A 12,156-nucleotide genomic window follows, 5' to 3' on the forward strand; every position below is an offset into this window, starting at 1 on the left:
GAACCGCTCCCGGCGGGCCCGTCCGCCGCGTGGGCGCGGTCCGCGCTCGCCACCATCGCCTCCGCTCCCCTCCGTCGCCGTACGGCTGGCCGCAGGCTGCTCATTCCGGCCCGCGAGTGGACCCGCGGTGGCGGCCATGGTACGTATGACGCTGGACGTTATACGTACAACGTCACTCACGACCCGCGACGCGCTCGCGACAACCCGGCGGAACCCACCGGAACCCACCGGAACCCGCAGGAAGGGGCAGGCAATGGCGGCTGGCTACGGGGAACTGCTGCGCACCCCACACGCGGCACGGCTGCTCACCGGCACGCTGCTGGGACGGCTTCCGAACGCCACCGCCGCCCTCGCCGTGCTGCTCTTCGCCCGCGCCGAGGGCGGCAGCTACGCCCTCGCCGGGGCGCTGTCGGCCGTCTACGGCGCGGCCAACGCGGTGGGCCAGCCGCTGCTGGGCCGGGCCGTGGACCGCCTCGGCCAGCCCCGGGTGATGTTCCCCGCCGCCGTGGCCTCGGCGCTCGGGATGGTCCTGTTCGCCGTCGTCGGGCTCGAGCCGCTGCCCGTGGCGTACGCGGCGATGCTGATCGCCGGGCTGTTCACCCCGCCGCTGGAGGGCGGGCTGCGGGCGCTGTGGCCCACGGTGCTGCGGCGCGAGGACCAGGTGCACGCGGCGTACGCACTGGACGCCGTGGCCCAGGAGGTGATGTTCGCCGTCGGCCCGCTGCTGGTCACCCTGTCCGTGGCCGTGTGGTCCGAGGCGGCCGCGCTGCTGGTCATCAACGCCGTCGGGGTCGCGGGCGCGCTCTCCGTCGTGGTCTCGCGGCCGTCGCGGCAGTGGCGCTCCGCGCCGCGCGAGGCCCACTGGCTGGGCGCGCTGCGCTCGCCCGGGCTGCTGGTGCTGCTCGGATCGTTCTTCTTCATCGGGCTCGCCCTCGGCGCCATCGCGGTGGCCGCGGTGGCGTACGCCGACGAGCACGGCGGCGGCGTGGTCTCCAGCGCGCTGCTCTCCGCCCTCGGCGTGGGCGCGCTGGTCGGCGGCATCGTCTACGGCGGCCGCACCTGGCCCGGCGCGCCCGAACGGCGGCTGCGGCTGCTCGTGGCCGCGCTGGCGCTGGGCTATCTGCCGCTGATACTGGTGCCGGGCGTCGCCACGATGACCGTCCTCGCCGGGGTGGCGGGCGTGTTCCTCGCCCCGGCGCTGGCCTGCGCCTTCGTCGTGGTGGACCGCCACGCGCCGTCCGGCACGGTCACCGAGGCGTTCTCCTGGCTGGTGACCACCTTCGTGGTGGGCAACGCGGTCGGCACCGCCGTGGCCGGCCCCGCCGTCCAGCTCGGCGGGGTGGTCACCGGATTCGCGGTGCCCGCGGCCGGTGGCGCGGCCGCGCTGGCGGTGCTGCTGGCGGCCCAGCGGTTCCTCCTGGACGGGCCGCGGCCCGTCGTCCAGCCGACCACGTACCCAACACCGGATGAACCTCGTGCGGAAAATGATCGCAACCATGCCGCCGAACCCGGTTTCAGAGCACGCCATCAGGCGTAATGTTCAGGCATGGACCGCCGCATTTTCGGGCTGGAGAACGAGTACGGCGTCACGTGCACATTCAGGGGACAGCGCCGGTTGTCTCCTGACGAAGTGGCGCGGTACCTCTTCCGCCGTGTTGTCTCCTGGGGCCGCAGCAGCAATGTCTTCCTGCGCAACGGCGCCCGCCTCTATCTCGACGTGGGCTCGCACCCGGAATACGCAACACCCGAGTGTGACAACGTGACCGAGCTGGTCACCCACGACAAAGCTGGCGAGCGCATTCTCGAAGGTCTGCTCGTGGACGCGGAGCGCCGCCTGCACGAGGAGGGAATCGCGGGCGACGTCTATCTCTTCAAGAACAACACCGACTCCGCGGGCAACTCCTACGGCTGCCACGAGAACTATCTGGTGGCACGGCACGGGGAGTTCTCCCGGCTCGCCGACATTCTCATCCCGTTCCTGGTGACGCGGCAGCTCCTGTGCGGCGCGGGCAAGGTCCTCCAGACCCCCCGCGGCGCGGTCTACTGCGTCAGCCAGCGCGCCGAGCACATCTGGGAGGGCGTCAGCTCCGCCACGACCCGCTCCCGGCCGATCATCAACACCCGCGACGAACCCCACGCCGACGCCGAGCGCTACCGCCGGCTGCATGTCATCGTGGGCGACTCCAACATGTCCGAGACCACCATGCTGCTCAAGGTCGGCGCCACCGACCTGGTGCTCCGCATGATCGAGGCGGGCACGGTGATGCGCGACCTGACCCTGGAGAACCCCATCCGGGCGATCCGCGAGGTCAGCCACGACATCACCGGGCAGCGCAAGGTGCGGCTCGCCAGCGGGCGCGAGGCGTCCGCCCTGGAGGTGCAGCAGGAGTACTACGAGAAGGCGGTCGACTTCTGTGAGCGCCGGGGCATTCGCACCGGCCTGGTCGAGCGCGTCCTCGAGCTGTGGGGCCGCACCCTGGACGCGATCCGCACCGAGGAGCTCGACCGGATCGGCACCGAAATCGACTGGGTGATGAAGTACCAGCTCATCGAGCAGTACCGGGCGAAGAACAACATCACCATGTCGCATCCCCGTGTCGCCCAGATAGACCTCGCCTACCACGACATCCACCGCCGCCGCGGCCTCTACTACCTGCTGGAGAAGCGTGGCCAGGCGGCCCGGGTCTGCAACGACTTGAAAATCTTCGAGGGCAAGTCGGTGCCACCGCAGACCACCCGCGCCCGGCTGCGTGGCGACTTCATCCGCCGGGCCCAGGAACAGCGCCGCGACTTCACCGTCGACTGGGTGCATCTGAAGCTCAATGACCAGGCGCAGCGCACCGTGCTGTGCAAGGACCCGTTCCGCTCGGTCGACGACCGGGTGGAGAAGCTGATCGCCGGTATGTGACCGGCGTACGGCTTACCTGCCCCTCGGGCCCCGTGCGTTCTCCGGACGGGGCCCGAGTCACGTCGTAGAGTGGCGCGCATTGGCCATCGCAAGATCTACCTAACGAGGACTCCGTGCGTCGACGCTCCGTACTCCTTGCCGTGCCCGCGGGCCTGCTGACCCTCGCGGGCTGCGGTGACGATGAATCAGGGTCCGACAAGACCAAGCCGTCCCAGGAGCCGACGAGCCAGAGTCCTTCACCTGCCCCCAGCGGCAAGATCGTCTCCGGGCCGGTACCGCCCATTACCGCGGGTAAGAAGTTCGGTGAGAAACCGAAGGTCGCGAAGGGCGCGGGGAAGCCCTCGCAGAATCTCGCGGTCAAGACGATCAGCCAGGGCGACGGCAAAAAGACGGTCAAGGGCGACTGGCTCCAGATCAACTACCTGGCGCAGATCTGGGACACCGGGAAGGTCATCGACAACACCTTCGACAAGAAGAAGACCGCCGCCTTCCCCGTAGGCAAGGGTCAGGTCCTCCCGGGCTGGGACCAGGGACTGCTGGGCCGGAACCTCGGCAGCCGGCTGGAGCTGGCCGTCCCGCCCGCGTACGCCTACGGCAAGCAGGGCCAGCCGCAGGCCGGTATCAAGGGCACCGACACGCTGGTCTTCGTCATCGACCTCGTCGGCGCATACAACGCCAAGAGCTCGGCCAAGGGCGACAAGGTGGAGCAGACCGACCCCGACCTGCCCAAGGTGTCCGCCAACACCGACGGCAAGGCGCCCAGCATCACCGTCCCCAAGAAGTCCGCGCCGAAGAAGCTGGTCTCCGAGTACGTCATCGAAGGTGACGGCAAGGAGGTCAAGAAGACCGACGCGCTGCTCGTCCAGTACAAGGGCGTGCTGTGGGACGGCGGCAAGGAGTTCGACTCCACCTACAAGCGCGGCGAGCTCGCCCAGTTCTCGCTCCAGCAGGTCGTCAAGGGCTGGTCGCAGGGGCTGACGGGGAAGAAGGTGGGCAGCCGGGTGCTGATCGTCGTGCCCCCGGACCTGGGCTACGGCAAGGCGGCCCAGAAGGGCATCCCCGCCAACTCCACGCTGGTGTTCTCCGTGGATATCCTGGCGGTTCTGTAGCCTGTGCGGGTTGCCCACCACGTCACAAGGAGCAATTTCGTGAGCATCGAGAAGCCCGAGGTCGACTTCCCGGGCGGCGAGCCGCCGGCCGAGCTGGAGATCAAGGACATCTGGGAGGGCGACGGGCCCGCGGCCAAGGCCGGCGACAACATCGCCGTGCACTATGTGGGCGTCTCCTTCAGCACGGGTGAGGAGTTCGACGCGAGCTACAACCGCGGCACCCCGCTGCGGATCCAGCTCGGCGTGGGCCAGGTCATCTCCGGCTGGGACCAGGGCCTGCAGGGCATGAAGGTCGGCGGCCGCCGTCAGCTCATCATCCCGCCGCACCTCGGCTACGGCGACCGGGGCGCCGGTGGTGGCCGGATCAAGCCGGGCGAGACGCTGATCTTCGTCTGCGACCTGGTCTCCGTCTGAGACGGCCCGTCCGTCGCGCCGAGGGCTCCTGCCAGTGAGCAGGGGCCCTCGGCTTTTGCCGCGCGTCCCGGTAGCGGTACGGTCACGTGCGTAAGGTCACGAAGAAAGGGCGTCGATGGCGATTGCCAAGGCCGAGCGGTTGATGAACCTGGCCCTGTGCCTGCTGGGAACGCGGCGTCCGCTGACCAAACGGGAGTTGCGGGGCTCCATAGAGGCGTACCTCCAGACCGACACGGCCAATGACGAAGCGTTCAACCGCATGTTCGAACGCGACAAGGACGATCTGCGGGAACTCGGCCTGATCATCGAGACGGTGGAGGGCCTCGACGGCGAGATCGGCTATCTCGCCCGCCGGGACAGCAACCGCCTCCCGCCGATCACCCTCGACGCCGAGGAGGCCGCCGCCCTCGGCCTCGCCGCCAAGGTCTGGCAGCAGGCCCGGCTCGCGGGCGCCGCCAGCGGCGCGCTGCAGAAGCTGCGCGCCGCCGGGATGCCGGTCGCCGAGGACCCGTACGACACGCCCGGGCACAGCGCGCTGGAGCCGCGTATCCCGGTCCATGAGAGCGCCTTCGAGCCGCTGATGCTCGCCTGCCGCGACCGCCGCCCCGTCGTCTTCGACTACCGCAAGGCGAACGCCGCGCGCCCCGAGCAGCGGCAGGTCGAGCCCTGGACCCTGGAGTGCTGGCGCGGCCACTGGTATCTCGCCGGATGGGACCGTGAGCGCGCCGCCGAGCGGGTCTTCCGGCTCTCCCGGATCACCGGCCGGGTCCGGCTGCGGTCCGGCGCGTTCACCGCCGAGGTGCCCGACCACGTCACCGTCCGGGAGACCGTGGAGAGCTGGGCGGGCGAGACCGCCAACGGCACCGCCCGGATCCGGCTGCGCTCGGGCCACGGCTACCCGCTGCGGGCGAAGGCGCTGTCCACCCGGGCGGACGGGGACGGCTGGGACGAGCTGGAGATTCCCTACGGGCACGGCCTGGACGCCTGGCTCGTGGAGTTCGGCCCGGACGTGGTCGTACTGGCGCCCGAGGAGCTGCGGGCGGATGTCGTGGACCGGCTGCGCGCGGTCGCCAAAGGCTGAGGGGACGGATCGACTTTCACCATGGCCGGAAACGCCATTGACCAGACCCGGCGGATGCTCTCCCTGGTGACGTATCTGCGCGAGCGCCCCGGCGCCCGCGTCGCCGACGTCGCCCGGGCCTTCGGCATCAGCGAGGACGAGCTGATCGCCGACCTGGATGTGCTGCCGCTGTGCGGCACCAGCTTCCGCGGCGGCGATCTGATGGACATCGACACCGACGGCGAGCGGATCTGGTGGCACAACCCCGATGACGTGGCCGAGCCGCTGCGGCTGGCCGCCGACGAGGCCACCGCGCTGCTGGTCGCCGCCCGTGCCGTCGCCACCCTCCCCGGGCTGCGCGAGGGCGACCGGGACGCGCTGCTGCGGGCCACCGCCAAGCTGGAGGCGGCGGCGGGCGAGGCGGCGGGCGCCAGCTCCCGGCTCTCGGTGATCTTCGAGTCGGAGGGCGGGGTCTTCGCCGACGTCGACCGTGCCATCTCCGAGCGCCGCAGGCTGTGGCTGCGCTACTACTCACCCGCCCGTGACGAGATCACCGAGCGCGAGGTCGACCCGATCCGGCTCTTCGCCGTCGGCCGCACCTACATGGAGGCGTGGTGCCGCCTCTCCGAGGCGCGGCGGACCTTCCGGCTGGACCGGGTCGTCGAGATCAAGCTGCTGGACGACGCGTCCGATCCGCCGCCGATCGAGCTGCGCGACCTGTCGGAGCTGTCCTCCGCGCTGGTGCAGACCGGCGCCGAGGACCCCGAGGTGGTCGTCGAGGTCGGCCCCGGCGGACGCTGGGTCGCCGAGTACTACCCGCACGACAGCGCCGATGAGCTGCCCGACGGCGGCCTCCGGATCACGCTGCGCGCGCCCGACCCCGGCTCGCTGCGGCGCCTGGCGCTGCGCCTGGGCAGGGACGGCAGGATCGTCTCGCCGCAGGAGCTGGCGGACAGTGCTCGGGACGCGGCGCGGCAGGCGCTCGCGGCGTACGGTGAGTGAAGGGACGCACACAGTGACCGCACGGGGGAGTGCCACGTCGGTGATCTTCAAGGCAGCCTGTCCGCAGTGCCGCGGCCGGTTCGAGCTGGCCGCGGGCGCCCTGCGGCTGGCCATCGGGGCCAGCCACCGCACCACCTTCTACTCCTTCACCTGCCCCGACTGCGGAACCGCGGTGCGCAAACCGGCGGGGGAGCGGATCGTGGAGCTGCTCACCGGCGGCGGGGTGCGTACACTGCGGCTCCACTCCACCGTCTAGGCTCTGCCGCATGCTCTGGCCGATGCTCGCCCTCGCCCTCGCCTTCTGCGGAATCGCCGTTCTCGCCGTGCTCTCGGTGCGGGTCTACGCGGAGGTCCGCAGGCTGGCCCGGCAGGTGTCGGCCAGCTCGGAGCGGATCACCCGGGCCGCGGAGGACCTGGAGCGGGCCACGGCTCCGCTGGGGTCAACCGTCGACGCTCTGCGTCGGCAGTGACAGTCGCGCTGCGTCGGCAGTGAAGGGCCGCTCCGCGTCGGCGGTGAGGGCCGCCGCTGATGGGCACTCTGCTGCCCCACAGCCAAGCGGGGTACGCTGACAATTCGTGGCCCCGGAAACGAGGCGGAGGGCCGCAACCCGGAGTCCGCACGGGGATTGCTTACGGTTTACCCCCGCGCGCTACGATCGCTGACAGCACGGCTGCCGGACACCTGTCCGACCGGTCGGGCAGCCCCACCCCCAGCCGCCTCGGTGAGAAGGTAGACGCTTATGCTGTTCGGAAAGATCGGCGTTCCCGAGATTCTCCTCATCCTTGTCGTCGTGCTGCTGCTGTTCGGTGCCAAGAAGCTTCCGGACATGGCGCGCTCGCTGGGCAAGTCGGCCCGGATCCTCAAGAGCGAGGCGAAGGCCATGAAGTCGGATGGTCAGCAGCAGAGCGCGCCGGCCGACCCGCCCCACCCCGGTCAGGACGACGCCACTCACCGCACCATCCAGGCCGCGCCCGGAGACGTGACCAGCTCGCGCCCGGTGTCGGAGCCGAGCGACACCACCAAGCGCTGACCCAGGGCCACTTGAAGGCGGCGCGAAGGGCCGCCACCGGACGCACGAGATGAGGACGTGGGTTGCTCAAGTCTGCCCGCAAAAAGGAGAAGGACCCCGAGGGGCGGATGCCCCTCTCAGAGCACCTGCGTGAGCTGCGCAACCGGCTGCTCAAATCGGTCCTGGCGATCTGTGTGGTCACGATCATCGCGATGTTCTACTACATGGACATCGCGAAGTTCCTGATGCGGCCGGTGCTGGACGCCGTCGGCTGTGGCGGGGTCTCGTTCTCCGACCTCACGGGCAAGGGAGGCACGGGGGGCAAGGGTCACGACTGCGCCTACTTCACCGTGAACGGTCTGCTGTCGCCGTTCACGATCATGCTGAAGGTCTCCTTCACGACCGGTCTGGTGGTGGCCACTCCGGTCTGGCTCTACCAGCTGTGGGCCTTCCTCGCGCCCGGGCTGCACCGCAATGAGAAGAAGTACGGCCTGTTCTTCGTCGGGCTGGGCGTACCGCTCTTCGTCGGCGGCGCGTACTTCGCGTACCTCATCCTGCCGACCAGCGCCAAGGTCCTCATCGGCTTCACCCCGGAGGGGGCCAACAACCTCCTCCCACTGGACGACTTCCTCGATCTGCTGGCCCGGATGGTCGTCGTCTTCGGGCTCGCCTTCGAGCTTCCGCTGCTGCTGATCCTGCTGAACTTCACCGGCATCCTCAGCGGACGCCGGATGCTCGGCTGGTGGCGCGCCATGATCATGGGCATCACGGTCTTCGGCGCCATCGCCACTCCCAGCACCGACCCGATCGGCATGTTCGCCCTGGCCGGGCCGGTCGTCGTGCTCTACTTCGGCGCCGTCGGCGTCGCCCTGCTCAACGACCGGCGCAAGGCGCGCCGCCGGGCCGCCGACCCGGACTTCGGCCTGAGCGACGACGAGGCGTCCCAGCTGGATCTGACCCCCGAGGCCGTGTCCGCGCCCAGCGCCATGCCGGAGCTCACCGACGGGGACGACTCCGGCCCCACTCGGCGCAACGGCTACGACGACGTCACATAGCCATATGCGGCCATTTCCGCTCATATCCGGCCGTACCCGGCCATGCCCGCCCGCCTGTGGCCGCCCATCGGGCGGCCCGGTGGGCGGCTCGGCGAGCGGCCCGGTCCGGCGGGCCGAACAAAGCCCCGATAAAGATCGCGTGCGCTGTCGGAGGTGGCCGGTAGGCTCGTAGATACGATGACCGACGAGCTATCTCCCGCCGAGCGCTATGCGGCGTCCCGCGTCCGGGCCGCCGAGCAGGCCACCCCGCTGGCCCCCTTCCGCGAGATGTACGACTTCGAGCTGGATCCGTTCCAGATCGAGGCGTGCAAGGCCCTGGAGAGCGGCAAGGGTGTGCTGGTCGCCGCTCCCACCGGCTCGGGCAAGACCATCGTGGGCGAGTTCGCCGTCCACCTGGCGCTGACCCAGGGCCGCAAGTGCTTCTACACCACGCCCATCAAGGCGCTGTCGAACCAGAAGTACACCGACCTGGTGAAGCGCTACGGCGCCGACCAGGTCGGCCTGCTCACCGGGGACAACAGCGTCAATTCCGAGGCCCCGGTGGTCGTGATGACCACCGAGGTGCTGCGGAACATGCTCTATGCGGGCTCCCAGTCGCTGCTCGGCCTCGGCTATGTGGTGATGGACGAGGTCCACTACCTCTCCGACCGGTTCCGCGGCGCCGTCTGGGAGGAGGTCATCATCCACCTCCCCGAGTCGGTGACGCTGGTGTCACTCTCCGCGACCGTCTCCAACGCCGAGGAGTTCGGCGACTGGCTGGACACCGTCCGCGGAGACACCGAGGTCATCGTCTCCGAGCACCGTCCGGTGCCGCTGTGGCAGCACGTGCTGGCCGGGCGCCGGATGTACGACCTGTTCGAGGAGAAGAACGGCCAGGACGGCGACCAGGGCGGACGCCGCGAGGTCAACCCCGATCTGGTCCGGCTGGCCCGGATGGAGAACAGCCGCCCCTCCTTCGGCCGCGACAAGCGCCGCGGCCGCAATATGCGCGAGGCCGACCGGGAGCGCGAGCGCCGTCAGCGCACCCGGATCTGGACCCCCGGCCGCCCCGAGGTGATCGACCGGCTCGATGCCGAGGGGCTGCTTCCCGCCATCACCTTCATCTTCAGCCGGGCCGGCTGCGAGGCCGCCGTCCAGCAGTGCCTCCACGCGGGGCTGCGGCTCAACGACGAGTCGGCGCGCTCCCAGGTGCGGGCCATCGTCGAGGAGCGCACCGCCGGGATCCCCGACGAAGACCTCCATGTGCTGGGGTACTTCGAATGGCTGGAGGGCCTGGAGCGGGGCATCGCGGCCCACCACGCCGGAATGCTCCCCACCTTCAAGGAAGTTGTCGAGGAGCTCTTCGTCCGCGGCCTGGTCAAGGCGGTCTTCGCCACCGAGACCCTCGCCCTCGGCATCAACATGCCCGCCCGCTCGGTGGTGTTGGAGAAGCTCGTCAAGTGGAACGGCGAGCAGCACGTCGACATCACCCCCGGTGAGTACACCCAGTTGACCGGCCGAGCCGGGCGGCGCGGCATCGACGTCGAGGGCCATGCGGTGGTGCTGTGGCAGCGCACCATGGACCCCGCGGCGCTCGCCGGGCTGGCCGGCACCCGTACGTATCCGCTGCGCTCCTCCTTCAAGCCGTCGTACAACATGGCGGTCAACCTGGTCTCCCAGTTCGGGCGGCACCGCTCGCGCGAGCTGCTGGAGACCTCCTTCGCGCAGTTCCAGGCCGACAAGGCGGTCGTCGGGATCTCCCGTCAGGTGCAGCGCAACGAGGAGGGCCTCGAGGGCTACCGCGCCTCCATGACCTGCCACCTCGGCGACTTCGACGAGTACGCGCGGCTGCGCCGCGAGCTGAAGGACCGTGAGACCGAGCTGGCCCGGCAGGGCGCGGCCCAGCGGCGCGCGGCCGCCGCGGTCGCCCTGGAGAAGCTCCGCCCCGGCGATGTCATCCACGTGCCCACCGGCAAGTTCGCCGGGCTCGCCCTGGTGCTGGACCCCGGGCTGCCCGCCGGACGGGTGGGCGGCCACCGCGGCATGGAGTACCACGACGGGCCGCGGCCCCTGGTGCTCACCGCCGAGCGGCAGGTCAAGCGGCTGGCGTCGATCGACTTCCCGGTCCCGGTCGAGCCGCTGGACCGGATGCGGATCCCCAAGTCGTTCAATCCGCGCAGCCCTCAGTCGCGCCGCGATCTGGCCTCCGCGCTGCGCACCAAGGCCGGTCACCACGATATGCGGCGCCACCGCAAGGAGCGCTCGCCCGCCGCCGACGACACCGAGATCAGCCGGCTGCGCGCGGCCATCCGCGCCCACCCCTGCCACGGCTGCAGCGACCGCGAGGACCACGCCCGCTGGGGCGAGCGCTACCACCGGCTGCTGCGCGACACCCGGCAGCTGGAGCGGCGCATCGAGGGCCGTACGAACACCATCGCCCGCACCTTCGACCGGATCTGCTCCCTGCTGAGCGAGCTCGGCTATCTGCGCGGCGACGAGGTCACGGACGAGGGCAGACGGCTGGCGCGGCTGTACGGCGAGCTGGACCTGCTGGCCAGCGAATGCCTGCGCGAGGGCGTCTGGGAGGGGCTGCCCCCCGCCGAGCTCGCGGCCTGCGCCTCCGCGCTCGTCTACGAGGCGCGGACGGCCGATGACGCGCTACCGCCCAAGCTGCCCACGGGCCGGGCCAAGGACGCGCTCGGCGAGATGGTGCGCATATGGGGGCGGCTGGACGCCCTGGAGGAGGAGCACAAGATCAACCAGGCGGAGGGCGTCGGCCAGCGCGAGCCGGATCTGGGCTTCGCCTGGGCCGCCTACCGCTGGTCCTCCGGCCACGGGCTCGACGAGGTGCTGCGCGAAATCGACATGCCCGCCGGTGACTTCGTGCGCTGGACCAAGCAACTGATCGATGTGCTCGGCCAGATCGCCGCGGCGGCCCCCGAGGGCACGGTGGCGCGCAACGCCCGCCGCGCGGTCGACGGGCTGTTGCGCGGAGTCGTGGCGTACTCCTCGGTCGGCTGAGCCCGGCGCCCACCGCGGTGGGCTCAGGCCGGATCGTAGGTGAAGGGGAGGGTGTTGCTGTTGCCCGCGGGGGTGTGGAGCTGAACATTGACGATTCCGGCCGCATGGGCCGGAGCCGTCGCCACGGCCAGGTTGTCCGAGAGGACGCTGAAGGAGGCCGGGACCCCGCCGAAGGTCACGGAGTCGGTGTACGTGAGGTTGGAGCCGTTGATCGTGACGGAGTCGCCGCCCAACGACGAGCCCTCGTCCGGGATCAGCGAATTGATCACCGGAGCGCCGAGATAGGTGTAGTACGGGTTTCCCGGGCCCAGGGTGCTGGTGCCGCCCGGCGTGGTCACGGTGACCACGACCGTGCCGGTTCCGGGAGGAGCGGTCGCCGTCAGCTGGTTGTCGGAGATCACGGTGAAGCCGGTGGCGAGGTTGGGGCCGAAGTGGACGGCGCTGGCCAGGGCCAGACCGCTGCCGGTGACGGTGACGGAGTTACCGCCGGTGTCCGGACCGAACTGCGGGCTCACACCGGTGACGACCGGGGCGGCGACATAGATGTACGACAGCGGATTGCTGATGCCCCCCGGCGTGGTGACGGTCACGTTCACCA

12 protein-coding genes are annotated in these 12,156 nt (G+C 70.5%); 11 read left to right on the forward strand and 1 reads right to left on the reverse strand.

Annotated elements, in window-relative coordinates; translation table 11 throughout:
* The first annotated feature begins 253 nt into the window (after positions 1 to 253).
* The 11 genes from GWI24_RS30340 (at position 254) to GWI24_RS30390 (ending at position 11,558) form a co-directional block, all read left to right on the forward strand.
* Positions 254 to 1,537, forward strand: a complete 1,284-nt coding sequence (locus GWI24_RS30340) for an MFS transporter (protein ID WP_210949084.1) — start codon at positions 254 to 256, stop codon at positions 1,535 to 1,537.
* A gap of 9 nt (positions 1,538 to 1,546) precedes the next feature.
* The gene (pafA, locus tag GWI24_RS30345) at positions 1,547 to 2,908 is read left to right on the forward strand and encodes a Pup--protein ligase (RefSeq protein WP_210949085.1); all 1,362 of its coding nucleotides are present in this window, start codon (positions 1,547 to 1,549) and stop codon (positions 2,906 to 2,908) included.
* Positions 2,909 to 3,021: 113 nt separating this feature from the next.
* Positions 3,022 to 4,017, forward strand: a complete 996-nt coding sequence (locus GWI24_RS30350; protein ID WP_210949086.1) for an FKBP-type peptidyl-prolyl cis-trans isomerase — start codon at positions 3,022 to 3,024, stop codon at positions 4,015 to 4,017.
* Between the two features lie 39 nt (positions 4,018 to 4,056).
* Positions 4,057 to 4,431 (forward strand): FKBP-type peptidyl-prolyl cis-trans isomerase, encoded by a 375-nt coding sequence (locus GWI24_RS30355; protein WP_198271711.1) that lies wholly within the window; start codon positions 4,057 to 4,059, stop codon positions 4,429 to 4,431.
* A gap of 115 nt (positions 4,432 to 4,546) precedes the next feature.
* Positions 4,547 to 5,512 (forward strand): YafY family protein, encoded by a 966-nt coding sequence (locus GWI24_RS30360; RefSeq protein ID WP_210949087.1) that lies wholly within the window; start codon positions 4,547 to 4,549, stop codon positions 5,510 to 5,512.
* 21 nt (positions 5,513 to 5,533) lie between these two features.
* Positions 5,534 to 6,493 carry a YafY family protein gene (locus tag GWI24_RS30365; protein ID WP_210949088.1) on the forward strand — a complete coding sequence of 320 codons (960 nt, stop codon included), beginning with the start codon at positions 5,534 to 5,536 and terminating at the stop codon, positions 6,491 to 6,493.
* Positions 6,486 to 6,749 carry a hypothetical protein gene (locus GWI24_RS30370; protein ID WP_044577890.1) on the forward strand — a complete coding sequence of 88 codons (264 nt, stop codon included), beginning with the start codon at positions 6,486 to 6,488 and terminating at the stop codon, positions 6,747 to 6,749. Before GWI24_RS30365 ends, GWI24_RS30370 begins: the two co-directional genes overlap by 8 nt.
* Positions 6,750 to 6,759: 10 nt before the next feature.
* Entirely contained in the window at positions 6,760 to 6,963 is a 204-nt protein-coding gene (locus GWI24_RS30375) for a hypothetical protein (protein ID WP_210949089.1), read from the forward strand.
* Between the two features lie 273 nt (positions 6,964 to 7,236).
* Positions 7,237 to 7,524, forward strand: a complete 288-nt coding sequence (tatA, locus tag GWI24_RS30380; protein ID WP_037956547.1) for a Sec-independent protein translocase subunit TatA — start codon at positions 7,237 to 7,239, stop codon at positions 7,522 to 7,524.
* A 62-nt stretch (positions 7,525 to 7,586) separates the two neighbouring features.
* On the forward strand, positions 7,587 to 8,558 hold the full coding sequence (gene tatC, locus GWI24_RS30385) for a twin-arginine translocase subunit TatC (protein WP_210949090.1): 972 nt from the start codon (positions 7,587 to 7,589) through the stop codon (positions 8,556 to 8,558).
* A 177-nt stretch (positions 8,559 to 8,735) separates the two neighbouring features.
* Positions 8,736 to 11,558: an RNA helicase gene (locus GWI24_RS30390; RefSeq protein ID WP_210949091.1), complete on the forward strand. Its 2,823-nt coding sequence runs from the start codon at positions 8,736 to 8,738 to the stop codon at positions 11,556 to 11,558.
* Between the two features lie 23 nt (positions 11,559 to 11,581).
* Here the strand turns inward: GWI24_RS30390 and GWI24_RS30395 are convergent.
* On the reverse strand, positions 11,582 to 12,156 hold a 575-nt coding region (locus tag GWI24_RS30395), incomplete at its 5' end, for an IPT/TIG domain-containing protein (protein ID WP_210949092.1).

The sequence above is a fragment of the Streptomyces sp. MK37H genome, from assembly GCF_018035285.1.
GTDB lineage: Bacteria > Actinomycetota > Actinomycetes > Streptomycetales > Streptomycetaceae > Streptomyces > Streptomyces endocoffeicus.

Excerpts from the sequence above, each read along its gene's own strand:
- GWI24_RS30340 (WP_210949084.1), top strand. The coding sequence starts at position 254 with ATGGCGGCTGGCTACGGGGAACTGCTGCGCACCCCACACGCGGCACGG.
- pafA (WP_210949085.1), top strand. The coding sequence starts at position 1,547 with ATGGACCGCCGCATTTTCGGGCTGGAGAACGAGTACGGCGTCACGTGC.
- GWI24_RS30360 (WP_210949087.1), top strand. The coding sequence starts at position 4,547 with ATGGCGATTGCCAAGGCCGAGCGGTTGATGAACCTGGCCCTGTGCCTG.
- GWI24_RS30365 (WP_210949088.1), top strand. The coding sequence starts at position 5,534 with ATGGCCGGAAACGCCATTGACCAGACCCGGCGGATGCTCTCCCTGGTG.
- GWI24_RS30375 (WP_210949089.1), top strand. The coding sequence starts at position 6,760 with ATGCTCTGGCCGATGCTCGCCCTCGCCCTCGCCTTCTGCGGAATCGCC.
- GWI24_RS30390 (WP_210949091.1), top strand. The coding sequence starts at position 8,736 with ATGACCGACGAGCTATCTCCCGCCGAGCGCTATGCGGCGTCCCGCGTC.